A 23,331-nucleotide genomic window follows, 5' to 3' on the forward strand; every position below is an offset into this window, starting at 1 on the left:
CGAAGGACCAACAAGCGACCTCCGACGCGAGGCTCTTCAATCGGACGGTCATGCGCGGCGGACAGAGCCGGTCGACGCGGGATGTGCTATCTAATGGGAGCCCAGGAAATGATAGATTGGCCAGACTGGATATCCGCTGCGGGTGGCCTGCTGGGCGGCCTGGGCACGGCGGGCGGCGTCATCTATGCGGCCAGGCAAATACAGCTTGGCAGGCACGAACAACAACGAGACGAACAGTGGCGCAGAACCGAATTCGCGCGTGGTCTGATCGACCGACTCTCGTCTGATGACGAATTGGTCTTTTGTACACGTGCTCTTGAATGGGGTGTCGGGCCTCTAATCATCCCGGAAAAATATCGGATCCTATTCACTCCGCCCTGTAGCACATTCGAGCATAGTCAGAGCAACATGTCCGCGGCATTGAAAGCTGATCTTGGTGCGAGTTGGAGAACGCCAGAGGCGCTCACCTATCGCTACTGCTTTGACACGTTCTTTTCTTATTTAGAGGTAATCAGCCATCACCTAAAAGTCGAAAATGTGCAAAGAGCACAGTTGGTCGGCTTGGATTACTATCTGCGGCTCGTCCGCGAACCCCCTTATCTGGATTGGAGCCGGACGCATCCGTTCTTGCCGTTTCTAGATCGATACTATCCCGGCCTTAGAAGTTTCATTTGGCATTGCGTTGAGATGGAAACCGGCTCCTAAAAGTTGTCCGGGCAACAGCCCGCGCCCAACAAGCTGAGGTGGCGATCGGTGGTCGGCGAGCCAACTTGCGTAGTCGGTTTTGGAATGTAAGCTTGATTGACTTGATAATACATCTCAAAGTCAACGGATTTGCGTAGTGGCAGAAGATGCCAAGCTCGTAGCAGGCGAGAAAGGACTTGGAGTCTGAAAAGCAGGGCATATCGATCTGGAAAGATGTCGAATGAGGAAAATGAGCGGTCGTCATCCCGTCTAGCTTATTATCCAATGGCTCGCTTATCACCTGTGCTTGTATTTGCGAACACACTTCAGATACGACACTAGACTGCTGCATGCCGAAAATATTACTATGTGCTCAGAAAAGTAGCACTTTGACCGTATTTCTTGGGGAGATAGATGAAAAGGATTGTTGCTACAGTCATTTGCGCAGTCGTTATGTTGGGCGCAGTTATTTATGGCGCCTTGCTTGCCACAGGGGCGATTTCGCAAGTCGCAGCCAGTCATCTTGCCGAGGAGGCAGAAAAGAGGGCTGTCGCTGCCGAAATGGCAGTCGGTGAAGAAGGGTCGACTCCGAAAGAGTGGCCACTTCGAGTATTTTTGTCGACGTCAGCAGTTAGCAAGTACGCTTCAACGTTAAAAGGAGCGAAGGTCGTTTTCCCAGTCGGTAAGAACGATGGAACTGGCCACGTGGACGGGTATGTCGAAGCGTCCATTGTTGACGTCAGCCTTGTACCTGACGACGCCAGACTTCGACTTCGGTTAGTTACAGACGTGAGCTATTTGGCCGACAAGGAGAACCCGTGGTGGGCAAGCGCCACAGCCAAAGCAACGATAGAAGCCTTAGCACTCCCTCAAGGCGCCGCGGCCGATGAAAATGGCAAGCACGGAACGCGCTTCCAGATCATTCCGGACTCAATAAGAGTCCAGGTTGGCTGGTTCGATTGGGGAGCAAAGGAGGTCGCAGCGCGGCTAGTGGCAAATCTGACAACGATTGGCCTTGGCGATCAACTCTCCTTCTTGATCGACCCGCTTCCCTTCAACCCAGAGGTCGATCTTTCAAAACCGTCGATAAGTGAAAAGGGCCTCGGGGGCGGTGGCAGTACGCAGATTGCCACCACTATCCATCGCGATCCAGTGTCGTTGGGAGCGAAAATCGATCAGTGGCTTATTACGCGTTCCGGTGTCTGGCTCCTTGGAGGAAAACCGCCAGCAACCCCCGTGGCTAACCTACCAGGGAGCCTAGATGCTCAGCGGGCATTGTTGGCCGGAAAACTTGGTCCGTTCGTAACCTCAGATACTGAATTGGTTGTGGCCATCGACAAAAGCGTTATCGTCGGGTTTGCGGAGAAGATCCTTGGGGATGCTATCGAGGTTTCGGCGGCCACTCAGAACACAAACGGGAACATTACAAACGCGCAGTTGAAAGATGACACTTTGGGCACCTACGGCGTCGTGGCGCGACCAACGGCTGATCCGTTCGGAACGGTATTGGCCGTTGTGAAAAAGAGGCAGGTCGCATGGACTAAGGACGGTTTGTCTATCGACGCAGATGTTACGGCGAAAGCGGACGTCAAGGTCAATGTTCATTTCGACACTGGAATAGGCGGTGGTATCGGAAAGGACGTGGATCTCCATGCTGATGCCGAAGCGCCGCTGCATGCGACCGGCAAACTTCAAGAGGTGACGGTAGGCGCGGTAAAAGCGGTAACGTTTCAGCCGGTCTTAGATTGCGCGCCTCTCACTTTGGAGCTTCAGGGCGCTCCTGACACCGCCATCACGGACATCTATTTCCAGACGTCACCGGCACATCTGCAGGTCGTGAATGCAATTGGTGGCGGCGCACTGGCGCCAGCACTTCTTGTCTCTGACTTACCTGAAATCTTACCGACTGGAGACCGAATTGCGGCCGATGGTAGCATCGTCGAGAAAGACCCAGACCGTACTATTGTGGTCTTTCCGTCAAAGTACCTGTCAGTGTCCTTTTCTACGCAGGGATCGGCGACGAGTGAAGACGGCGTTACCGTAAAAGCGAACGTCTCTGTCACTCGGCGAGATGACCCGCCGACGCAGAAAGATACCGACAGCGCTCGAAAACTACGAGCAGACTTGAAAGACGCAGTACCAAAATTGGAATGCTCAAAGGAAGTTAAGGTGACGCTCGACGTCGGCGGCATTCGAGTGCTCGACATAATGCGGGTGGCAGCCGCCGTCCAGCGCGAACTAAAGGCGCAACAGCAGATAGCAGAACACGTGTGGAAGGGGTTACAACCGCCGATCCGAGGATTACCGCCGAGAACCTGAAAGCAATTGGCAACATTGTCGTCACCAATGCCATCGCCAATGCAGATGACGCTCGACAGATGCTGGTAAGCACAATTTCCGACCTCGGCCAAAAGGCCAAAATTTCGGATTTGGGCTGGGTGGCGCCGCCCGTCGATACAAACACACACGAGACTCCGCTTCCGCACACTTGTGTTACGATGGGAGTTGTTCATCCATGTTAGAGGAACGATCGCCAAGTAAGTTCACGTGCGTCGCTAGGGTACGACCGGCATTATTTCAGAGATCCCATACATCGCAAACGTGTCTGAAACCTCCGGCATACTTAGGTTGAGGTCAGCCGAACCGGTCGGGGTAAGCCAATCTTGGGCATAGGCGAAGTACAGCTCTCTTGAAAAAGAGGCCAAGAAGGCCCAATCCATCGCAACGACTTGGCCCCAGGTCATACAATAGATCCAAGACTGATCGTAGCCGGTGATAGGTACACAATGGCCGCCGGCGCTTTGACTGTCCATGTCGGCGGCGCGCCAAGGGCCGGTCGGATTGCTCCATGCTCTATACGGCAAATCGAGCGCGACGGAGGCCCCACCGAATCCGCAAAGCAGTCGATACAAGCCCGCGCGAGCCATGGCGTGGACGTCCTTGTGCCACTGTCCGTCGCCGGGAGCATAAAGGGAACGGTAGAAGCCACCGAGCTTGTGGCCGGCGAAGCCAGTATCCATGGCAAATTGGAGGCCGGCTCTGACGGTCATGCCGGGATCTGGATCTCCAGGCTTCGCCCAGCCAGTGAATTTGCCGTAAGCGGCAAGAACCTCAGCGTCGCTTATTGTGACCCATTGCTTTTTCGCAGTAAGCGCGAATTTCTGCGCACCTTCTGAAGCGCAGTGCTCTCAGGCATGAAGTGTCCACCAAAATAGGTGGACACCAAATCATGGAAGAAGATGAGCAAAGACTGCGGGTGCGGCTTGTGGGTAGTGACGGACGACGTCGATATGACCCAGCTTCGGTAGATCGTCTTGTTGCAGCCTGTCTTGAACCGGGGGTCTCGGTATCGCGGCTTGCGCTTGAACACGGCGTTAATGTCAATCTCCTGCGGAAATGGATACAGAGGGCCAAGCGGCTTGGTCATCCTGTGCCTGCGGGTCCGGCGTTCGTTCCGGTTCAGGTCGGTCCCGATCGGAGCCTGCCAGTGCAGCGCAGCAGCTTGGATACGAGGATCGAGAGGCTGTCTCCTGCGGCCAAGCTGAGCGCTTCACTACCGAACGGGGTGAGCGTGACGGTGGAATGCAGTGATGTCGATGGGTTGACAGCAATAATAGGAGCGCTGGGTCATGTTCAGACTGGGCGCTGATCTCAAGGTTTACCTGCATCGCGAACCGATCGACTTTCGGGCCGGCATCAACAGCCTTGCGATCCTGATCCAGGAGACGATGGCGCTGGATCCCTTTGCTCCTGCGGTTTTTGCCTTCTGCAATCGCCGGCGCCAACGACCGACATTCTACATACGGTTTTCGATATTCGACGATCGCATATCCGTGGCATCCGCTGTTCGGCTGCAGGGTGCAGGTCTCGCGTTATCGCCGCGGGAAGACCCTGATGTGCATCTATACGGACGAGCGTCCCGATCACCTCTCCCGTGAGCTGCCGAACTGGATGTTCGACGAGAGTTATTGCAGCGGCATGAGGCTTGGATCACCCGAGATCAGCATTGATGGCCTGAATGAATTGGCGGCCGCGTTGGCGTCGTTCGGCGCGACTCAGGCAGGAGGCGCAAGCTCTCGTCCTTCGAGGAAGAAGGAGAAGGGTAATGCGAAACAGGCGACATCAAAATCGCGACCAACTCGTTCTGGAGTTGGAGCGTCAAAATCGCCAGATTCCGGTGGTCAAGAACGTCAAAGGACTGGTGGAAACGCTGGCGGATCTTCTGTTGGAGGCTTTGGGAGCGAGCAAAACGGCGAAGACGGGAGGCGTAGATGAACACGAAGATCACGTCTGACCATCTGGGCCGCGCCGCGATTGTCTATGTCCGCCAGTCAACCATGGCGCAAGTGACGGGCAATCTCGAAAGCCAGCGCCGGCAATATGATCTGGCTGGTGCCGCCGCAACGACCGGGTTTGCATCGGTAACTGTGATCGATGATGACCTTGGACGCTCAGGCTCAGGCAGCGTGGAGCGACCTGGGTTTGAGCGGCTTGTCGCGCTGGTCTGCTCGGGTAACGTAGGTGCGGTCTATTGCATCGAGGCATCGCGTCTGGCGCGCAATGGGCGGGACTGGCATCATCTGATCGATCTGTGCGCGCTCACTGGTACGCTGGTCATCGATCCAGATGGCGCCTTTGATCCAAGGCTTGTCAATGATCGTCTGCTGCTTGGGCTGAAAGGCACGATGTCGGAGTATGAACTGAGTTTGATCCGTCAGCGCGGCATTGCCGCGCGCGATTCCAAGGCGGGACGCGGGGAGTTCCGGTTCATGTTGCCTCCGGGCTTCTGCTGGAGTGAGGCGGGCAAGATCGAGATCGATCCGGACGAACATGTGGCGGAGGCGATCAGGCTTGTCTTTGACAAATTCCGGGAACTGGGAAGTGGGCGACAAGTCTTTTTGTGGCTGCGGTCGGCCGATATCAAAATGCCCGTCGTCTTGCGCAACGTGGAAGTGCGCAAGCTCGTCTGGAAGGCGCCAGCTTATCATAGCGTCATGCAGATCCTCCACAATCCACTCTACGCGGGCGCCTATGTCTTCGGAAGGCGAGCACAACGAACGTTGATCATCGATGGTCGCGCTCGCAAGGCCAACGGGCTGCGCAAGCCCAGGGATGAATGGAGTGTATTGCTGCGCGACAATCATCAAGGTTACATCACATGGCGGGAGTATGAAGAGAACCAGAAGCTTCTGACCGAGAACGCACACATGAAGAGGAATTGTGATCGCAAATCGGCGCGTGGCGGTCGTGCGCTGTTGACGGGACTGATACGATGCGGCCGCTGCGGCCGAATGATGCGTGTCTTCTACGGCGGCGCAAAGGGCAACGCGCATCGCTATCAGTGCCGCGGCGACGACGCTCGTGTGGGTCTCGGGCTTTGCATCGGAATTGGCGGCGTGAGGGTCGATCGTGCCGTGGCCACTCAGATTCTGGAAGCGGTTTCGGATCGCGCTGTCGAAGCGGCGATCTTCGCCTCGGATCAGGTTGAGCGGTCCGCAAGAGATGTTATAGCGGCAATTGAGCGGGACCTTGAAGGCGCACGCTATGAGGCGTCACTGGCCGGACGCAGATACGAGCTGGTCGATCCGGCCAAACGTCATGTCGCCCGCGAACTGGAAGCTCGTTGGAACGATGCACTGGAACGTGTGAGCATGCTTGAGCGCAAGATCGAAGAATTGTCCGCGCTGTCGACAGCACGTCCAGCAATTGATCGTGGCCGGCTTCTACAGCTTGCCCATGACTTACCGACAGCCTGGAATGCACCGTCAACCGATACGCGGACAAAGCAGCGGCTCATCCATATTCTGGTCCAGGAGATCATCTGCGATCTCGACGATACGACCAACCAGGCTGTGCTGCTGATCCATTGGACCGGTGGCCGCCATACTGAGGTACGCGTGGCGCGTGTCAAGACTGGCCGATATCCGAGCGATATGGCCCCGCCCGCCGTAGAGGCACTACGAAAGCTGGGCGGACATTGGCCAGATCGGGAGCTCGCAGTGTCCCTCAATCGGATGCTTTGCAAGACCGGTGATGGTGAGGGTTGGACGGCGGTGCGTGTTCGTGACATGCGCGAGCGGTTGGGCATTCCAGAATATGATCCCACAAAAGCGGGCAGTCCCGTGATTAGCCTGATGAAAGCTGCCGAAAGGCTCGGTATCTGCATCGGATCGGCGAAAAGCCTTGTAAAGAAGGGCATCTTGCCCGCAACGCAAATCTTGCCAGGCTCACAGTGGATGGTTCCGATTGAAGCGCTAACCTCAGAGGCTGTTCTGATAGGGGTGCAGGGTGTGGTCGGGCGACGGCCCAAGATTTATGAAGATTATCAATATGATAAGGTTGTCCGATTGCCCGGACTTTAACAGAGGGATGCATTATGAAACGCGTTGGCGTGACCGGATGAAGCTCCTGTTTTTTGATCGGTCCGGTTTTGTGATGGTCCTGAAGAAATTGACGGAAGACAGGTTCCGTTGGCCCTGCCGGGAGGTTCCGCTCGTTGTGCTGACGACAGAACAGCTCCACTGGATCCTCGACGGCATCGATATCGACGCAATGATCCGCCATCCGGTGCGCCAATATCAGATCGCCGGCTGAGGATCGCGAATTGAGCTGTTGACGCGGAGAAGCGGTTCAGATTCAAAACTAGGATGACTCGAACCGGCGATCCTAGTGTTGCAGAGCTGATGGCGCAGTTGGCGGCCAATGCTGCCGAAATCGCTGCGCTCACAGCCGAGAAGGAAGCGCTCTCGCAGCGGGTCGTCAAGCTGGAAGAAGAGTTGGCACTGGCAAAGCTCCATCGCTTTGCCCCGCGCAGCGAAAAGCACATCGATCGTCTCTTCAACGAGGCCGAAGAGGCTGCGGTCGAGGATGACAGCGAGGCAGGCGATGTTGTCGAACTTCCGGAGACCGGCCTGCCAGCGGTAGAAGGTCAAACGGGAAAGAAGCGTGGACGCAGACCTCTGCCGGAAGACCTGCCACGCGAGCGCGTTGAATATGACCTCCCCGACGATCAGAAGTCTTGTCCCTGCTGCCAGGGTCAGATGCATCGCATGGGGGAGGCTGTTACCGAACAGCTCCATATCGAGGTCAAGGCAAAGGTCCTACAGAATGTGCGGTTCAAGTACGCTTGCCGCCATTGCGACCGCACCGGGATCAACACGCCTGTCGTGATCGCGCCGATGCCGACGCAGCCGCTGCCAGGCAGTATCGCTACCGCCTCGACACTGGCCTTCGCGCTCGTTCACAAATACGTCGATGGCACACCGCTCTACCGCGTGGCGCAAACATTCGAGCGTGCTGGTGTTCCGATCAGCCGCGGCGCTCTCGCTCACTGGGTGATCGGCTCAAGCGAGAAGCATCTGCACCGCATCTATGATGCGCTGAAACTGCGGTTGCGATCGCAGCCTCTCATTCATGGCGATGAGACGACGGTTCAAGTCCTCAAGGAAAAGGACAAAGAGGCCACCAGCACATCGTACATGTGGGCCTATCGCAGCGGCGAGGACAGTGACCAGCCAATCGTACTGCTCGATTATCAGCCCGGCCGCGGCCAGATCCACCCGCAGACCTTCCTTGGTGACTACCGCGGCATATTGGTGAGCGATGGCTACACAGCCTGGCGCACATTGCATGGCGCAACCCATATCGGATGCATGGCTCACTCCAGGCGGCGCTTCGTTGATGCCCTCAAGGCGAGAAAGAATGGCGGCGGCCCGCCGGAGCAAGCTCTCCGGTTCTTCGAGCAGCTCTACCGGATCGAAAGGCAGGCGCGAGAGATAAAGCCCGATGCCGGTGAAACGCAGGCCGATTGCATTCGCCGCTTCCGGCAACAGCACAGCTTGCCTGTCCTGAACGCTCTAAAGACGTGGCTCGATAACATCGCGCCGAAGGTCGTGCCGGATACGAAGCTCGGCGATGCTGTGTCCTACACCCTGAACCAGTGGGATCACCTGACACGCTACACCAGCGACGGCAGGATACCGATCGATAACAACATTCTCGAACGCGACATCAGGGTTTTTGCGACCGGAAGAAAATCGTGGCTGTTCAGCGACACTGCTGACGGAGCCAAGGCCAGCGCAGTGATCTATAGTTTGATGCTGACCTGCCGCGCCTGTGGCGTCGACCCTCTGATCTGGCTGCGGCACGTGCTTACTGAGTTGCCGCAGCGAGACGACTACGCCGACATCGGCGACCTGCTACCGATCAACTTCTCGAAAACCTCCGCCGCCTAACGGAGCCGGATATCGCTACCGATGCGAGGCGGCTCCAGCGGTGCCGCAGCCGTCAATGCGCATCGAAAATCGCGCTTACTTTTCGCATGCCATGATGCGAACTGCACCATGTGAGCGGCGCAGGCGAGCACGCAATCCCCGGCTATGTCGTTCCCGAGCGCAGTCCAGCCGGAGCTGCCAACTGTGAAATCTCTAGTGGCAGGTGCATCAGGCAGGTTTCGAGCATGTGGCGGCCGTTTGGCGACCAATCCGGGAAGCACCGGCTTGGGCTCCTCTCCGGGAATTAGGACTGCACCTAACGGGAGAAGACTAGCTGCATGAGTTCGAAGCGCCGCGCTGGCGGCGAACGCGGTCGCGCCGGCGAGAACCGTACGTCGGTTGAATCTTTTGGGCATGGCGGTGATCCCTCCCAAAACACCACCGTGACATGAATCCCGTGCGGCCACAAGCAGCGCGCCCAGCTGCCGGCCCCGACCGTCATCACCCTAACTCGCTCCATTAAATTTTTGCAGATACAATAAAATCACGCGGCATCCTTCATCCTCTTCCTCAAGAGCATGGCCCGCACGAACTTATCCCATTTTTTCATACCGGCTCGCTTTTCGGGCATGTAGTTCCAGCGGTCGTAATTCTTTGAGCTGACGTCCTGTAGTGCGTGGTTCTGGATGCGATCTCGGATCTCTTTCGAGAGACCAGCCTTGCCAGCCAGCGTCTTGAAGGTCCGCCGAAGATCGCGGTTCGTGGCGTAGGGAATGACCCCGCGATCCCGCTGCCGCCAGACGAAGCTGTAGAGCGTCGCATGGCTGACCGGCTTCGACGGGTCCTTCGCAGAAGGAAAGTACCAGCCGTGCGCATTCGGCTTGATCGACTCGATCAACTCGGCAGCGAGCGATGGGACCGGAACGGCGTGCGGCTGGAGGTTCTTGGTCTTCGACCAGTCGATGATCCTTTCCTTGGCATCCCACTGGTCGACATGCAGGCGGGCGATCTCCTCGACACGCTGACCCGTCAGCATGATGATCTGCACGGCACGCGGATAGGACGGATGCACCGGAGTGTCCGGGCATTCGAGCCAGCGATAGAGCTGCAAGAACTCGTCCTCGCTGAGCCAGCGTGTGCCCTGGACCTTGGGCTCGGTCGGAATGCCCGATGCCGGATTGTAGGGAATGCGGAAGCGGCGAGGGGAGGTGTTGCGATAATCGTTGTCTGACTTCATTCCCCAGCTGTAGGCCGCATGGATGTAGCACCTGACATGATCCGCCATCGATCGGGCACCGCGCTCATAGATCGGCCGGATCAGCTCGACGATCTCTTCGGATTCGATCTCACGCGCCAGGCGATTGCGGCCGAGCGTGTCGGCGATCTTGTTGAGGCCCTTTTCCGTTTCCTTCCAGGACGGTTTGCTCGCCGCTTTCAACGACGCGACATAGCCTTCGAACAGATCGGCGACGGTACCGGGGCGAGTGTCGGTGGCGATCTTGATGCTGCGCCCCTTCTGGATGACGTCGGCGAAGTCGCGCTTAAAGATCTCGCGCGCTTGGGCGAGCGACATCGATGGATAGGCGCCGAGCTTCTTCTTTGTCCGCTTTCCATCGCGCCACTGCTGCGCCATCCAGTCGGCGGTGACACGCTTCGGCATCGGCTTGAGCACAAGGACGAGACGGCCAGTGCCGCGTCCTTCGCCGTCGGCGAGGTTCTCCTGCTTTCGGCTGCTTTCCACGCGCTTCAACGCTTGCCGGATGGCTGAATCGGTGAGGCTCGGCATGGCGTTTCTCCCTCTCGGCAACTGGGATCGGTCGAGAAGAAATAGGGATCGGCGTTCGGGATCTGGAGGCCGTCCGCTACCCCTTCAACAGCCCCCAGTTTGCCAAAGCCGCCCCCTGTACGCAAGGGCTAAAACCAATGATGTTTCAATATGCTTGAGCGTGATCCAACGTGATCGAACCAAGGTAAGTGGGGTGGTTATGGACGAGAATCACGGCTGAGGCGGAGAGCTCCAGCGCGCGTTTGACGACTTCGCGCGGATAGACGGGCGTATGATCGACCGTGCCGAAACCCTGCACCTCATCTGCGATCAAGGCATTGCGCTTGTCGAGAAACAGCAGGCGAAATTGCTCGCGCGCCTCATGCGCCATGGCGGCATGACAATAGTCGATGAGCGCCTTCCAGGAAGAGAGCACCGGCTTGCCGGTCAATTCGCTCTTCAACATCCGCTGCGCGACGCTCGCAATCAGCTTCAGGTCAAGCCCGACCGCATCGCCGACGCCGCTGACCTCGGTCAGCAGGCCGACCGGCGCACCGAACACGCCGCCGAGCGAGCCGAAGCGGGCAAGCAGAGCCTTGGCGATCGGCTTCGTGTCCCGGCGCGGGATCAGCCGGAAGAGCAGCAGCTCGAGGATTTCATAATCGGCCAGCGCCGCGTCGCCGCCGTCGCGAAAGCGATTGCGTAACCGCTCGCGGTGGCCGTGATAATGGGCTTCGGCGTTCGCTGGGGCGGGTTTGGCCGCAGGCGCGGATTTGGTGGCTCGCGAGGCGGGCTTGGCGGCTTGTGGTGCGAAGAATAGTCGCTCGTCCAGAAGCGCGGCCTCTTCCAAAGCCTCCTTATTCCCGCCTCTGTCGAGGGGCATGTCGCCATGTCCGTTGGAAGAAGCGGGACGTTTCGCCATGAACTATCCCTGCAGCGGCGGCAGGCCGGGGCGGTCGAGGCCGCCGGGCGACAGGGTGAAGATCTCGCAGCCCGTCGCGGTGACGCCGACCGTGTGCTCGTACTGCGCCGAGAGCGAACGGTCGCGGGTCACGGCTGTCCAGCCATCGCCGAGCACCTTCACATGTGGCTTGCCGAGATTAATCATCGGCTCGATGGTGAAGATCATGCCTTCGCGCAGCTCCGGGCCGTCATTGACCCGGCCGTAATGCAGGATATTCGGCGAATCGTGGAACAGGCTGCCGACGCCGTGGCCGCAGAAGTCGCGCACGACCGAGCAGCGCTCGCCCTCGGCATAGGTCTGGATCGCTTCGCCGATGGCGCCGGTGCGGGCACCGGGGCGCACGGCGGCGATGCCGCGCATCAGGGATTCGTAGGTAACCTCCAGCAGCCGCTCGGCCGAACGCTTGATTTCGCCGACAGGATACATGCGGCTGGAATCGCCATGCCAGCCGTCGAGCACATAGGTCACGTCGATATTGACGATATCGCTCTCGCGCAGCGGCTTGTCGTTGGGAATGCCGTGGCAGACGACGTGGTTGATCGACGTGCACGAGGATTTCATGTAGCCGCGATAGTTCAGCGTCGCCGGATAAGCGCCGTGATCCATGCCGAATTCGAAAACGAAGCGGTCGATGACATCGGTGGCCACGCCGGGCTTGACGATCGCGGCCAGTTCATCGAGGCAGCGGGCGGTCAACTGGCATGCCTTGCGCATTCCGGCAAAGGCATCCTGCCCGTAGAGGCGGATAGCGCCCGTATTTTTCGCCGGCGCGGTTGCCGCTTCGATGTAATTCACCATGACTAGCCTTCAGCAGAAATCTTTATACTCGTATCTAATGCAGCTATGCCGGGTTCGTCTATCGGGATCAACCCGGCAGGCGCTATTTCCGTCGGCGAAACCCTGCATTTCAGCGCGTATACTTCGACGCCCCGCGCCAAGGCCCGCTCGAATGCCCTGGCATAGACCGGATCGAGATCACCGCAAACCCGGAAGAGATCGCAATCATGTCGCTGGATCACGAATAGCATGACGGCGCGGTAACCGGCCTCTGCCATATCGCCGAGTTCTTCAAGATGCTTGGTGCCGCGGGCCGTCGCCGTATCGGGAAATTCCGCAAGGCCCGGCCGTCGCATGAAATGGACGTTCTTCACCTCGACATAGGTGGTTGTCCGCAAAGGGTCGGTCAAGAGCAGGTCGATGCGGGAATTGCGGCCGTAATTCTGCTCGCGCTTTACGGTCGTATAATCGCCGAGATCGGAAATTTGCCCGAGAGCAATCGCTTCTGCCGCGATCCGGTTCGGCATGGCGGTGTTGACGCCGACGGTCGTGCCGTCCGCCTCGATCAGTTCGAAGACATGACGGTACTTTCGCTTCGCTCCTTCGTGTTCGGAGAGCCAGATGCGCGAGCCCGGCGCCGTCAGGCCGAGCATCGAGCCCGTATTCGGGCAGGAGCCGGTGACGAAGGTTCCGTCCTCCAGTTCGGCATCGAAGAGGAAGCGCTTGTAACGCGAAATCAGGCGGGCAGGGACGAGAGGCGAAGGAAAGAGCATGGCCCCGATCGTCTACGCCCGTTCCATGACGAAGCTGCCGGGTGCTTCTTCAAGCGCATTAAGCGCCTTGCCACCGGGTGGGCGGGCTGCTGCCATGCGATGATCCTGCGAGACGATCCAGGCATGCCAATGCGGCCACCAGGAGCCCGGCGTTTCCTTTGCCTCGGCCAGCCAGTTCTCGTAGTCGCCGCTTGTCGGGCCGCCGGTCCAGAACTGGTATTTATGCTTGTCCGGTGGGTTGACGACGCCGGCGATGTGGCCGGAGCCCGTCACGACGAATTCCACCGGGCCGCCGAAATATTGGCTGCCGACGAAGACGGATTTTGCCGGCGCGATATGATCCTCGCGCGTTGCCAGATTGTAGACCGGGATGCGCACATCCTTCAGCGACAGCGTCTTGCCGTCGAGCGCCATCCTGCCCTGGCTCAAGGCATTGTTGAGATAGCAGTTGCGCAGGTAGAAGGAATGGTTGGCGGCCGCCATGCGCGTGGAATCGGCATTCCAGAACAGGAGGTCGAAGGGTAGCGGATCCTGCCCCTTCAGGTAACTATTGACGAAATAGGGCCAGATCAGTTCGGAGGCGCGCAGCATGTTGAAGGCCGTCGCCATCTTCGAGCCTTCGAGATAGCCGAGCACCTTCATCTGTTCTTCGAGCGCCGCAATCTGCTCTTCGTCGACGAAAACCTTCAGGTCGCCGGCGAAGGTGAAATCGACCTGCGTCGTCAGGAAGGTCACAGTGCGGATGCGCTTGTTCTTTTCCTTGGCGTGGAGCGCGAGCGTGGCGGCGAGCAGCGTGCCGCCGACGCAATATCCCACTGCATTGACCTCCTGCTCGCCCGTCGCCCTTTCGATCGTATCCAGGGCAAAATCGATGCCTTCGCGGGCATAGGAGGTCCAGTCCTTGGCCGCATGGCGCTGATCGGGGTTCACCCAGGAGATGACGAAGACGGTGTGACCCTGCTCCACACACCATTTTATGAAGGATTTCTGCGGGTTGAGATCGAGAATATAGAATTTGTTGATCCAGGGCGGGCAGATCAGCAAGGGGCGCTTCAGCACCTTGTCCGTCGCCGGCTCGTATTGGATGACCTGACAGACATCGCTTTGCGCGATCACCTTGCCCGGCGTCAGCGCCATGTCACGGCCGACGGCGAATTTCGTCATGTCGGTTTGCCGCAGGCGCAGTTCGCCGTGACCGAAGCTGATATCCTCCGCCAGCATCTTCATGCCGCGCACCAGGTTCTCGGCATTGGACGCGATGGTTTCGCGGTAGACCTGCGGATTCGTCGCGATGAAATTGGTTGGCGAAAAGGCGGCGGTGATCTGCTTTGTATAGAATGCAGCCTTGTGGCGCGTATGCTCGTCCAGGCCTTCCGCTTCTCCGACTAGCTTTTCCGCCCAGTTCGACGTCAGAAGATAGGTCTGCTTCAGGAAATCGAAGAAGGGGTTCTTCTGCCAGTCCTCGTCGGCGAAACGTCTATCCTTGACCGGCTCGGCTTCGGCCTCGGCGGACGAATCGCCGCTGAGACGCTGCATGGTTTTTGTCCACAGGCTGAAATAGCCCGACAGGAGATGCGTTTGTGCCTCCAGTGTCCGGCGGGGATCGGAGAGCCAGTATTCGCCGACCTTGGACAGCGTCTTGACCATGTCGGTGAAAGGATCGGCGACGGTATCGATCTTTTCGCCGCGTTCGCGGGGCGCGAGCCAGGCGGAAGCCGCCTTGCCGAGATTTTCCAGCGCACGGGCAAAGTTGACGGCCATCGCTTCGGGATCCCTGACGATGTAAGGCTCGACTGACTTTGGGTCGAAGCCGGGGAAGCCGCCATTGCCTTCATTATTGTCCCGCTTGCTGTCGGTCACGCATCATCCTCCCGGCGGCAGCTCATGTCTTGTTTTCCATTTGTACATCTTGCGGGAAAAGGAATACAAGTCGAATGAAACGCAACCCTGCTCTTGCTTTGCTGCTGCGACAAATTTAACAGTCGCAACCCACAGCAAGGAATAGCGCAGGAAGACAATTATGGGCGGCGGCATGGTGGCAAGACTGAACCGGTATTCCGTATTCTGCGGTGCAATGTGCGGCATTCTCGCATTGACGCTGGCGGGCTGCTCGACGCCCGAGGAAAAGGCTGCGTATGCCAAGCGCAAGCAGCCGCCTGAGGCTGTGATCGTAAAGCCCGCAAAGGGCACGCCGGTCGTGGAAACCAGCACGCAGCAATATTACAAGGACGGCTATCCTTCCTTCAACGCACCGCCGACGGCCGCAAACGTGCAGATCAACGATCAGCAGGCGGGCGACATGGCCAAGCAGCTGACGGCGCTCGGCGCCCAGCGCAAGGCGGGTACGATCTCGGAAGCCGAGTACCAGAAGCGCGTCGCCGAGATGCGCAAGCTTGCCGCCGAACACGGTCAGGACACGCTGCAGGAAATTCAGAAAGAGGGCAGCGCCCAGCCGGGCCAGACGCAGAATTAGCCTTGCGTTTCAGGCGATTTGGACGCAAAGCGTTCGGATAGGCCGAATTTGGATGTGTCTGACTGGCGAATTGCACTTTGCGTGCATAGCCGCCCAAGATTCACCTTATCTTTCGAGATAGCATGGTTACGGCGCCGCGAGTCCCAAGTTCGTATCGCGGCTGGCCGGGAGATCAACGAACTTCAGCGCGGTTTTGAGGGCCGCTGTCCCATGGGGAAAGAAATGGAAGAGTTTCATAAAGTCCGGCGTTTGCCGCCCTACGTTTTCGAACAGGTCAACCGTTTGAAAGCGAGCGCGCGAGCGGGCGGGGCGGACATTATCGACCTCGGCATGGGCAATCCCGATCTTCCGACCCCCAAGGCGATCGTCGACAAGCTGTGCGAAGTGGTCCAGGACCCGCGTACGCATCGTTATTCCTCCTCCAAGGGTATTCCAGGCCTTCGCCGCGCGCAGGCCGCCTACTATGCGCGCCGTTTCGGCGTGAAGCTCAATCCGGATACGCAGGTGGTCGCCACCCTCGGCTCCAAGGAAGGCTTCGCCAACATGGCGCAGGCGATCACCGCACCCGGCGACGTCATCCTCTGCCCGAACCCGACCTATCCGATCCATGCTTTCGGCTTCCTGATGGCCGGCGGCGTCATCCGCTCCATGTCGGTCGAGCCGGACGACAGCTTCTTCCCGCCGCTGGAGCGGGCGGTGCGCCACTCGATCCCGAAGCCGCTGGCCCTGATTCTCAACTACCCATCGAACCCGACGGCCTATGTCGCGACGCTCGATTTCTACAAGGAAGTCATCGCCTTCGCGAAGAAGCACGATATCATCGTGCTCTCGGATCTCGCCTATTCGGAGATCTACTTCGACGACGCGCCGCCGCCGTCAGTGCTGGAAGTTCCAGGCGCCATGGACGTGACCGTCGAGTTCACCTCGATGTCGAAGACCTTCTCCATGCCCGGCTGGCGCATGGGCTTTGCCGTCGGCAACGAGCGGCTGATCGCGGCGCTGACGCGCGTGAAGTCCTATCTCGATTACGGTGCCTTCACGCCGATCCAGGTGGCGGCGACCCATGCGCTGAACGGCGACGGCTCCGATATCGCGGAAGTGCGCAGCATCTACAAGCGCCGTCGCGACGTCCTAGTGGACAGCTTCGGCAAGGCCGGCTTCGACGTGCCGCCGCCGGCGGCGACCATGTTTGCCTGGGCGAAGATCCCGGAAAAGTTCCGTCACCTCGGTTCGCTGGAATTCTCCAAGCTTCTGGTCGAGAAGGCTGACATCGCAGTCGCTCCCGGCATCGGCTTTGGCGAACAGGGCGACGATTATGTTCGCATCGCGCTCGTTGAGAACGAACACCGTATCCGGCAGGCCGCGCGCAATCTGAAGCGCTTCCTCTCCTCCGCGGATGAGACGATGCACAATGTCATTTCGCTGAACGCCCATCGTTAATATCGCGCGGCAGCCGTTCCCGCGGCTGCCGCCCCCAATACTGATCAGGAATTTTCCATGGCAGATGCCCTCAAAATCGGCATTGCGGGCTTGGGCACCGTTGGTGCTTCGCTTGTCCGCATCATCCAGAGCCGCGCTAACGAGCTTGCCGTTACCTGCGGTCGTCCCGTCAAGATCGTTGCCGTCACCGCGCGCGATCGCACGCGGGATCGCGGCATCGATCTCACCGATATCGAATGGTTCGGCGGCCCTGTCGATCTGGCGCAGAAGGCCGATATCGACGTTTTCGTCGAGCTGATCGGCGGCTCCGAGGGCGCTGCAAACGCTGCCGTGCGCGCGGCTCTTGCCCGCGGTCTGCATGTCGTCACCGCCAACAAGGCGCTGCTTGCCTATCACGGTGTCGAGCTCGCCCAGATTGCGGAAGAGAAGGGCGCCCTTCTCAATTTCGAGGCGGCCGTCGCCGGTGGCATTCCGGTGATCAAGGCGCTGCGCGAATCGCTGACCGGCAATACCATTTCCCGCGTCTACGGGATCATGAACGGCACCTGCAACTACATCCTCACCCGGATGGAGAAGGAAGGCCTGTCCTTCGCCGACTGCCTGAAGGAAGCGCAGCGTCTCGGCTATGCCGAAGCCGATCCGGCCTTCGATATCGAAGGCAACGACACCGCGCATAAGCTCGCCATCCTGACGACGCTCGCTTTCGGCAATCGCATCGCGGCCGACGACATCTATCTCGAGGGGATCACCAACGTCTCCATCGAGGATATCCGCGCCGCCGCCGACCTCGGCTACCGCATCAAGCTGCTCGGCGTCGCCCAGCGCACCGAGAGCGGCATCGAACAGCGCGTCCACCCGACGATGGTGCCGCTCGAATCGGTCATCGCCCAGGTCGACGGCGTCACCAATGCGGTCGCGATCGAATCGGACATTCTCGGCGAACTGCTGATGGTCGGCCCCGGTGCCGGCGGCAATGCGACAGCTTCATCCGTACTCGGCGACATCGCCGATATCGCCAAGAGCCGGCCGGGCGAGCAGCGCGTGCCGGTGCTGGGCCATCCCGCCAAGGCGCTGGAACCCTACCGCAAGGCGCAGATGCAGAGCCATGAAGGCGGCTATTTCATCCGCCTGACCGTTCTCGACCGCACCGGCGTCTTCGCGAGCGTCGCGACCCGCATGGCGGAAAACCATATTTCGCTCGAATCGATCGTACAGCGCGCGACGCAGCATCTGGCGCCGGCCCATCATCAGACGATCATCCTCGTCACCCATGCGACGACAGAGGATTCGGTGCGCAAGGCGGTTGCGGCAATCAAGAACGAAGGCTATCTCGTCGGCGAGCCGCAGGTCATCCGTATCGAGCGGCCGAAAGAATAGGGCTGATAGCGGCGGCGTGTCTCGTAGGGACGCCGCCCTCAAACTCCGGGAGAGATGGTGGAGCAACCGGTCGATCCAGTTCAGCGGGCATTTCTCGGTGTCGAGCGCTCGGTGTCAGGCAATCGCTGGGTTTCCCGGCTCGATCAGGCCGGCCTGAATAGGGCGCTGGCCATCGCGCAGACACATGGCCTGCCGGAGCTGATTGCGCGCGTGCTTGCCGGACGCGGCGTCGGGCAAGAAGAGGCCATGGCCTTCCTCGATCCGACCATCCGTGGCCTGATGCCGGATCCGCATCTGCTGACCGATTGTGAAAAGGCCGCGCAGCGTCTCCTGCATACGGTCAGGAAGGGCGAGACGGTTGCGATCTTCGGCGACTACGATGTCGACGGCGCGGCTTCCTCAGCGCTCCTCTATCGCTTCCTGGCACACTTCGGCGTTCCCACAAGCATCTACATTCCCGATCGCATCTTTGAGGGCTACGGCCCCAATCCTACAGCCATCAATCAGCTGATCGACAACGGCGCGACGCTGATCGTGACGGTCGATTGCGGCTCCACCAGCTTCGAATCGCTTGAGGTGGCGAGGGCGCGCAATATCGACGTCGTCGTGATTGATCACCATCAGGTGGCGCACGAGCTGCCGCCATGCCATGCCCTGGTCAATCCGAACCGTGAGGATGATCTGTCGGGGCAGGGGCATCTCTGTGCCGCCGGCGTCGTTTTCATGGTTCTGGTCGCAGCCCTGCGGCTCTTGCGCGAGACCGGTGATTCCCGGGTGCGTTCGATCGATCTGCTTGCCTTGCTCGATATCGTCGCGCTCGCGACCGTTTGCGATGTCGTGCCGCTGAAGGGCCTCAATCGCGCCTATGTCGTCAAGGGGCTGATCGCCGCCCGCCATCAGGGCAATCTCGGGCTTGCAGCGCTGTTTCGCAAGGCCGGTCTCAACGGTCCCGTCTCGCCCTATCATTTCGGCTTCCTGATCGGCCCGCGCATCAATGCCGGTGGCCGTATCGGCGATGCTGCGCTCGGCGCGCGCCTGCTGACGCTGGACGATACCGGCGAGGCGGAAACGATCGCCGCGAAGCTCGATGAGCTCAACCGCGAAAGGCAGGCCATGGAAGCCGCAATGCTGCAGGAAGCCGAGGCCGAGGCGCTGGCGGAATATGGCAATGGCGATGGTGCCTCCGTCATCATCACGGCGCGCGAGAACTGGCATCCGGGGATCGTAGGCCTCATTGCATCGCGCCTGAAAGACAAATTCCGCCGGCCGGCCTTCGCCATCGCCTTCGATCCGACGGGAAAGGGCACAGGCTCCGGTCGCTCCATCAATGGCTTCGACATGGGCCGCATGGTGCGTGCCGCTGTCGACGCCGGCCTGCTGGTCAAGGGTGGCGGCCATGCCATGGCGGCCGGCCTGACGGTGGAACGAAGCAATCTCGGCAAGCTGCGGGCCTTTTTTACCGAAAAGGCGGAGAGGCAGGTGGCCGGTCTGGTCGCCAACGAAACGCTGAAGATCGACGGCGCGCTCGGCGCAAGCGGCGCGACCGTGGAGCTCATCGACAGGCTCGAGACGGCCGGTCCCTATGGCTCGGGCCATCCGCAGCCCATCTTCGCGCTGCCGAGCCACCGACTGCGCGATTCCCGCCTCGTCGGCCAGTCGCACATCAAGATCACGCTGGAAGCGCAGGACGGCGGCCGGGTGGATGGTATTGCCTTCCGTTCGGCTGAGACGCCTCTGGGCGAGCTGCTGATGTCATCCCGTGGCGCGCAGATCCACGTCGCCGGCACGCTTGGCGCTGACCATTGGCAGGGAAGCCGCCGCGTGCAGCTTCGTGTCACGGACGCGGCAAAAGCTCCGTGAAATAAATCATTCACAGCGTCGCTTTAAGAAGCAAAATCAACGATTTTAAGGAGAGGGACAGTGGCACGCCCTAGGGGAGTCGAACCCCTCTTTACAGAATGAAAATCTGTCGTCCTAACCGATAGACGAAGGGCGCGTGCTGTGGCGCCCTTATAGTCAGCACCCTTCATTCCCGCAAGCGGAAAAACGAGAAAAATCCCAGAAAAATCCCAGAAAAATCCATGACTAGACGAAGATTTTTCGAGGCGATTGTGGAAAACATCGAGCCATCGCGATCTGGTACGCCCTAGGGGAGTCGAACCCCTCTTTACAGAATGAGAATCTGTCGTCCTAACCGATAGACGAAGGGCGCATGCTGCAAGACCTAAAGCATGTCGCGATCTTTTAGATTCGCTCCTCGCGCTTTAGGTCTTTGATTTCGCGCATGTCGTTATCGCAAAACCGCTGCACACTTTTGCGCGACATGCTGTAAATAGGAATAGCCTATTGCGTCCGCAAGCGATAGCTCAATGAATTCATAATGGGGAAGAAGAACAACAGTGGCACGCCCTAGGGGAGTCGAACCCCTCTTTACAGAATGAAAATCTGTCGTCCTAACCGATAGACGAAGGGCGCGTGCGCTGTTGTGTGGCGCGCTTATAGCGGGGTGATTTCATTCCCGCAAGCGGCAATTTTGCTTTTTTGTGGAAAAAATGACAGATGGGTGAAACTGCCGACAGCCCTGAATAAGTGAGACTTAACAGGCTCTTGCCGGCGATATCGGAGATTCCCTGGAAACGCGGGCTCCTTACTGGCCGTTTCCGCCTTGTATCGGCTGCACGAGCAGCTTGCCGTTTTGAGGCTGGTTTTTCGATGCCACGAACTGCGCCAGGATCGCCGCTTGTTTGCCGTTCAGTTCGCGGACATTCGGGTTCGGCGCTGCCATGACGCCCGAGGGCGTCACCTGCGCAACCGGCTGCCCCGAATTCGCCGCGGGAGTGCTTGCATTGCGGATGACGGGCGGCGGCAGCACATCGGCCGAGGTGCGGCCGTTCGGCGCGCCTGAGGCGTCCATCGCTTGCGGCGCGGTGGTCTGCATCGCTGTCGGGGGCGTAGTGTAGACGCTGCGCATCATCGGCGTGATGGCCTGTGCGCCGTCAGGTTGGGTCTTGGCAAGCGTCCCGTCCGGGTTGACGGCGATCGGCGGAGGGGCTGAAAAGATGCTGCTCCTGTTCGCATTGACGCCAGTCGGCTGCGTGACCAGGCCGGCGATGCCGGTCTGTCCGTCCACGGGAGCTGCCGTCGGGGCGGGATAGAACGCTTGATTTTGCTGGGCGACGATCTGCTGGCGCGTGCCGTTGACGCTGTGCACCAGGGGGTCGCGATAGGTGCCATCGGCTTTGCGACGGCGGGCGTCGGCGCTGCTGTTCATGTCGGCCGCGAGCTGTTCGGCCGCCGTCGGTTGCGCGGCGGGTGCGGCTTCCGATGTCTCCGTCGGCTTCTTGGCCGTGGTCGCGCAGCCGGCGATCATCACAAATGAGACAATGACGGCAATAGTGCTTGCGAGCTTCTTCCCGCCGTATAAAATCTGTTGATCGCACATGGGACGTTCCCTGCAAAAAGGTTTGCATCGGAACGGCCTCCTGCGAGGGACGATGATATCGCACGCGCCAACTGGGAATGATGACCGCGCGATATCCGATGCATGATGCTTCGAGTCGTCCAAGCATGCCGGAGGATGGGCATGGGCGGCAAGCGCGAAACGGATGGCTCCGCGCGTGCCGTAAGCCTCGCGAAAGCTTGGCTCCTACCAGGAGCCGGTATTGGGCATCGAGGCCCAGGGTTCCGCAGATGGAAGATTATCGCCCTTCTGCAGGATTTCGATGGAAATGCCGTCCGGAGAGCGCACGAAGGCCATGTGACCGTCGCGCGGCGGGCGATTGATCGTGATGCCGTTGTCCATGAGCTTCTGGCAGGTCGCATAAATATCGTCGACCTCATAGGCGAGGTGGCCGAAATTGCGTCCTCCGCTATATTCCTCCGGGTCCCAGTTATAGGTCAGTTCCAGGCTGGGCGCGCCATTGCTGCGAGACGATTCGGCATCCTCGCCGGCTGCAAGGAATACGAGTGTGAAACGACCTTTCTCGTTCTCGTAGCGGCGGGTTTCAGTAAGACCGAACAAGGTGCTATAAAAATGCAACGAGGCGTCGAGATCGGTGACGCGGACCATCGTATGGAGATAACGCATTCTATTTCCTCTCTTAATGTTGCGCTGGCCCGATCTTCGATCGAAGCACCAGCTTCGCGCAAGTCACTGGAGCGATAATCTTAGGGTGGGAATAAACGAAAACTAGGACTTGCGCTTTTCCGTTACCAAGATGTTAATCTTGATATCAGGGAATCAGTTAACCGTAACAGTGTGACGCGTAATCGAGGGCTGGCTAGGATGGGTGACAGAATTTCAACGAAGGGAGTTGACGACTTCGAAGAGATGTCGGGCGATACCGTCGAGCTCATCGAAATCTCCGGCATCGTCAAGTGGTTCGACGTCGCCAAGGGATTCGGTTTTATCGTGCCTGACAATGGCATGCAGGACGTATTGCTGCATGTGACGTGTCTGCGCCGTGACGGTTATCAGACGATTCTCGAAGGAACCCGCATCGTCGCGCTGATCCAGCGCAGGGAGCGTGGCTATCAGGCCTTCAAGATCCTCTCCATGGATCAGTCGACCGCCGTGCATCCCTCGCAGATGCCGCCGGTTCGCACGCATGTGCAGGTGACGGCGACGAGCGGTCTGGAGCGCGCGCTGGTGAAGTGGTTCAACCGCACCAAGGGCTTCGGCTTCCTGACGCGCGGCGAGGGCACCGAGGATATTTTCGTACATATGGAAACGCTACGTCGCTTCGGTCTGGCCGAGCTGCGGCCGGGGCAGGTGGTGCTCGTCCGCTTCGGGCCTGGCGAAAAAGGCTTGATGGCGGCGGAAATCCATCCGGATGCGCCGAGCCCGGTGACGCGGCCGCACTGAT

Annotated in this window: 20 protein-coding genes, 3 tRNA genes and 1 pseudogene; 13 read left to right on the forward strand and 11 right to left on the reverse strand. The window is 59.3% G+C overall.

What is annotated here, in order from left to right:
• The first annotated feature begins 93 nt into the window (after positions 1-93).
• Both CCGE531_RS09080 and CCGE531_RS09085 read left to right on the forward strand, forming a co-directional pair.
• Positions 94-705: a hypothetical protein gene (locus tag CCGE531_RS09080; protein ID WP_120663862.1), complete on the forward strand. Its 612-nt coding sequence runs from the start codon at positions 94-96 to the stop codon at positions 703-705.
• 393 nt (positions 706-1,098) lie between these two features.
• Entirely contained in the window at positions 1,099-3,003 is a 1,905-nt protein-coding gene (locus tag CCGE531_RS09085; RefSeq protein WP_162943876.1) for a hypothetical protein, read from the forward strand.
• Positions 3,004-3,239: 236 nt separating this feature from the next.
• Here the strand turns inward: CCGE531_RS09085 and CCGE531_RS09090 are convergent, their stop codons facing one another.
• The gene (locus CCGE531_RS09090; protein ID WP_120663864.1) at positions 3,240-3,734 is read right to left on the reverse strand and encodes a hypothetical protein; all 495 of its coding nucleotides are present in this window, start codon (positions 3,732-3,734) and stop codon (positions 3,240-3,242) included.
• 179 nt (positions 3,735-3,913) lie between these two features.
• On the opposite strand from CCGE531_RS09090, the gene CCGE531_RS09095 reads away from it, so the two are divergent.
• The 6 genes from CCGE531_RS09095 (at position 3,914) to CCGE531_RS09120 (ending at position 8,918) form a co-directional block, all read left to right on the forward strand.
• Positions 3,914-4,333, forward strand: a complete 420-nt coding sequence (locus tag CCGE531_RS09095) for a transposase (protein WP_120663865.1) — start codon at positions 3,914-3,916, stop codon at positions 4,331-4,333.
• Positions 4,314-4,622 (forward strand): IS66 family insertion sequence element accessory protein TnpB, encoded by a 309-nt coding sequence (gene tnpB / locus CCGE531_RS09100; protein ID WP_120663866.1) that lies wholly within the window; start codon positions 4,314-4,316, stop codon positions 4,620-4,622. Before CCGE531_RS09095 ends, tnpB (CCGE531_RS09100) begins: the two co-directional genes overlap by 20 nt.
• Before the next feature lie 167 nt (positions 4,623-4,789).
• Positions 4,790-4,978, forward strand: coding sequence for a hypothetical protein (locus CCGE531_RS34210; protein ID WP_162943877.1), 189 nt, complete (start codon positions 4,790-4,792; stop codon positions 4,976-4,978).
• Positions 4,956-7,046 carry a recombinase family protein gene (locus CCGE531_RS09110; protein WP_120663868.1) on the forward strand — a complete coding sequence of 697 codons (2,091 nt, stop codon included), beginning with the start codon at positions 4,956-4,958 and terminating at the stop codon, positions 7,044-7,046. The genes CCGE531_RS34210 and CCGE531_RS09110 overlap by 23 nt, the downstream gene beginning before the upstream one ends.
• Before the next feature lie 7 nt (positions 7,047-7,053).
• Positions 7,054-7,278, forward strand: coding sequence for an IS66 family insertion sequence element accessory protein TnpB (gene tnpB, locus CCGE531_RS09115; RefSeq protein ID WP_281024509.1), 225 nt, complete (start codon positions 7,054-7,056; stop codon positions 7,276-7,278).
• Between the two features lie 53 nt (positions 7,279-7,331).
• On the forward strand, positions 7,332-8,918 hold the full coding sequence (locus tag CCGE531_RS09120) for an IS66 family transposase (RefSeq protein ID WP_120663870.1): 1,587 nt from the start codon (positions 7,332-7,334) through the stop codon (positions 8,916-8,918).
• 523 nt (positions 8,919-9,441) lie between these two features.
• Here the strand turns inward: CCGE531_RS09120 and CCGE531_RS09125 are convergent.
• The 5 genes and pseudogenes from CCGE531_RS09125 to phaC all read right to left on the reverse strand — a co-directional run bounded on the left by CCGE531_RS09125 (position 9,442) and on the right by phaC (position 15,036).
• Positions 9,442-10,683 carry a site-specific integrase gene (locus CCGE531_RS09125; protein WP_120663871.1) on the reverse strand — a complete coding sequence of 414 codons (1,242 nt, stop codon included), beginning with the start codon at positions 10,681-10,683 and terminating at the stop codon, positions 9,442-9,444.
• Between the two features lie 187 nt (positions 10,684-10,870).
• Positions 10,871-11,584 (reverse strand): annotated as a pseudogene (gene radC / locus CCGE531_RS09130) (DNA repair protein RadC); the annotation flags it as partial.
• Between the two features lie 3 nt (positions 11,585-11,587).
• Complete coding sequence (map, locus tag CCGE531_RS09135) at positions 11,588-12,424, reverse strand: type I methionyl aminopeptidase (RefSeq protein ID WP_120663872.1); 837 nt, start codon at positions 12,422-12,424, stop codon at positions 11,588-11,590.
• Between the two features lie 2 nt (positions 12,425-12,426).
• Entirely contained in the window at positions 12,427-13,176 is a 750-nt protein-coding gene (gene sfsA, locus CCGE531_RS09140) for a DNA/RNA nuclease SfsA (RefSeq protein ID WP_120663873.1), read from the reverse strand.
• 12 nt (positions 13,177-13,188) lie between these two features.
• The gene (gene phaC, locus CCGE531_RS09145; protein WP_120663874.1) at positions 13,189-15,036 is read right to left on the reverse strand and encodes a class I poly(R)-hydroxyalkanoic acid synthase; all 1,848 of its coding nucleotides are present in this window, start codon (positions 15,034-15,036) and stop codon (positions 13,189-13,191) included.
• A 160-nt stretch (positions 15,037-15,196) separates the two neighbouring features.
• Here phaC and CCGE531_RS09150 point away from each other — a divergent pair, with 160 nt between their 5' ends.
• The 4 genes from CCGE531_RS09150 (at position 15,197) to recJ (ending at position 20,326) form a co-directional block, all read left to right on the forward strand.
• Positions 15,197-15,649, forward strand: coding sequence for a hypothetical protein (locus tag CCGE531_RS09150; protein WP_120663875.1), 453 nt, complete (start codon positions 15,197-15,199; stop codon positions 15,647-15,649).
• Positions 15,650-15,871: 222 nt separating this feature from the next.
• Positions 15,872-17,089 (forward strand): LL-diaminopimelate aminotransferase, encoded by a 1,218-nt coding sequence (locus CCGE531_RS09155; RefSeq protein ID WP_120663876.1) that lies wholly within the window; start codon positions 15,872-15,874, stop codon positions 17,087-17,089.
• Between the two features lie 57 nt (positions 17,090-17,146).
• On the forward strand, positions 17,147-18,466 hold the full coding sequence (locus CCGE531_RS09160) for a homoserine dehydrogenase (protein WP_120663877.1): 1,320 nt from the start codon (positions 17,147-17,149) through the stop codon (positions 18,464-18,466).
• Positions 18,467-18,523: 57 nt separating this feature from the next.
• On the forward strand, positions 18,524-20,326 hold the full coding sequence (gene recJ / locus CCGE531_RS09165; protein ID WP_120666662.1) for a single-stranded-DNA-specific exonuclease RecJ: 1,803 nt from the start codon (positions 18,524-18,526) through the stop codon (positions 20,324-20,326).
• A gap of 61 nt (positions 20,327-20,387) precedes the next feature.
• On the opposite strand, the gene CCGE531_RS09170 is transcribed toward recJ, so the two are convergent.
• From CCGE531_RS09170 to CCGE531_RS09190, 5 genes are all read right to left on the reverse strand, one after another.
• Positions 20,388-20,462 (reverse strand) — tRNA-Glu (locus CCGE531_RS09170).
• A 141-nt stretch (positions 20,463-20,603) separates the two neighbouring features.
• Positions 20,604-20,678, reverse strand: a tRNA-Glu gene (locus tag CCGE531_RS09175).
• A gap of 188 nt (positions 20,679-20,866) precedes the next feature.
• Positions 20,867-20,941: transfer RNA gene (locus tag CCGE531_RS09180), tRNA-Glu, on the reverse strand.
• A gap of 172 nt (positions 20,942-21,113) precedes the next feature.
• Positions 21,114-21,908: a hypothetical protein gene (locus CCGE531_RS09185; RefSeq protein WP_120663878.1), complete on the reverse strand. Its 795-nt coding sequence runs from the start codon at positions 21,906-21,908 to the stop codon at positions 21,114-21,116.
• A gap of 204 nt (positions 21,909-22,112) precedes the next feature.
• Complete coding sequence (locus CCGE531_RS09190) at positions 22,113-22,553, reverse strand: VOC family protein (protein ID WP_120663879.1); 441 nt, start codon at positions 22,551-22,553, stop codon at positions 22,113-22,115.
• A 198-nt stretch (positions 22,554-22,751) separates the two neighbouring features.
• Here CCGE531_RS09190 and CCGE531_RS09195 point away from each other — a divergent pair, with 198 nt between their 5' ends.
• Positions 22,752-23,330, forward strand: coding sequence for a cold-shock protein (locus CCGE531_RS09195; RefSeq protein WP_120663880.1), 579 nt, complete (start codon positions 22,752-22,754; stop codon positions 23,328-23,330).
• Position 23,331: the final 1 nt, after the last annotated feature.

Source organism: Rhizobium sp. CCGE531, assembly GCF_003627795.1.
Classification (GTDB): Bacteria; Pseudomonadota; Alphaproteobacteria; order Rhizobiales; family Rhizobiaceae; genus Rhizobium.

What these genes read in the sequence shown, in the direction of transcription:
- CCGE531_RS09080 (WP_120663862.1), top strand. Translation starts at nt 94, where the DNA reads ATGGGAGCCCAGGAAATGATAGATTGGCCAGACTGGATATCCGCTGCG.
- CCGE531_RS09120 (WP_120663870.1), top strand. Translation starts at nt 7,332, where the DNA reads ATGACTCGAACCGGCGATCCTAGTGTTGCAGAGCTGATGGCGCAGTTG.
- tnpB (WP_120663866.1), top strand. Translation starts at nt 4,314, where the DNA reads ATGTTCAGACTGGGCGCTGATCTCAAGGTTTACCTGCATCGCGAACCG.
- sfsA (WP_120663873.1), bottom strand. Translation starts at nt 13,176, where the DNA reads ATGCTCTTTCCTTCGCCTCTCGTCCCTGCCCGCCTGATTTCGCGTTAC.
- CCGE531_RS09110 (WP_120663868.1), top strand. Translation starts at nt 4,956, where the DNA reads ATGAACACGAAGATCACGTCTGACCATCTGGGCCGCGCCGCGATTGTC.
- tnpB (WP_281024509.1), top strand. Translation starts at nt 7,054, where the DNA reads ATGCATTATGAAACGCGTTGGCGTGACCGGATGAAGCTCCTGTTTTTT.
- CCGE531_RS09090 (WP_120663864.1), bottom strand. Translation starts at nt 3,734, where the DNA reads ATGACCGTCAGAGCCGGCCTCCAATTTGCCATGGATACTGGCTTCGCC.
- map (WP_120663872.1), bottom strand. Translation starts at nt 12,424, where the DNA reads ATGGTGAATTACATCGAAGCGGCAACCGCGCCGGCGAAAAATACGGGC.
- CCGE531_RS09195 (WP_120663880.1), top strand. Translation starts at nt 22,752, where the DNA reads ATGGGTGACAGAATTTCAACGAAGGGAGTTGACGACTTCGAAGAGATG.
- CCGE531_RS09190 (WP_120663879.1), bottom strand. Translation starts at nt 22,553, where the DNA reads ATGCGTTATCTCCATACGATGGTCCGCGTCACCGATCTCGACGCCTCG.
- CCGE531_RS09185 (WP_120663878.1), bottom strand. Translation starts at nt 21,908, where the DNA reads ATGTGCGATCAACAGATTTTATACGGCGGGAAGAAGCTCGCAAGCACT.
- CCGE531_RS09155 (WP_120663876.1), top strand. Translation starts at nt 15,872, where the DNA reads ATGGAAGAGTTTCATAAAGTCCGGCGTTTGCCGCCCTACGTTTTCGAA.
- CCGE531_RS09095 (WP_120663865.1), top strand. Translation starts at nt 3,914, where the DNA reads ATGGAAGAAGATGAGCAAAGACTGCGGGTGCGGCTTGTGGGTAGTGAC.
- CCGE531_RS09160 (WP_120663877.1), top strand. Translation starts at nt 17,147, where the DNA reads ATGGCAGATGCCCTCAAAATCGGCATTGCGGGCTTGGGCACCGTTGGT.
- CCGE531_RS09150 (WP_120663875.1), top strand. Translation starts at nt 15,197, where the DNA reads ATGGGCGGCGGCATGGTGGCAAGACTGAACCGGTATTCCGTATTCTGC.
- CCGE531_RS09085 (WP_162943876.1), top strand. Translation starts at nt 1,099, where the DNA reads ATGAAAAGGATTGTTGCTACAGTCATTTGCGCAGTCGTTATGTTGGGC.
- CCGE531_RS34210 (WP_162943877.1), top strand. Translation starts at nt 4,790, where the DNA reads ATGCGAAACAGGCGACATCAAAATCGCGACCAACTCGTTCTGGAGTTG.
- CCGE531_RS09125 (WP_120663871.1), bottom strand. Translation starts at nt 10,683, where the DNA reads ATGCCGAGCCTCACCGATTCAGCCATCCGGCAAGCGTTGAAGCGCGTG.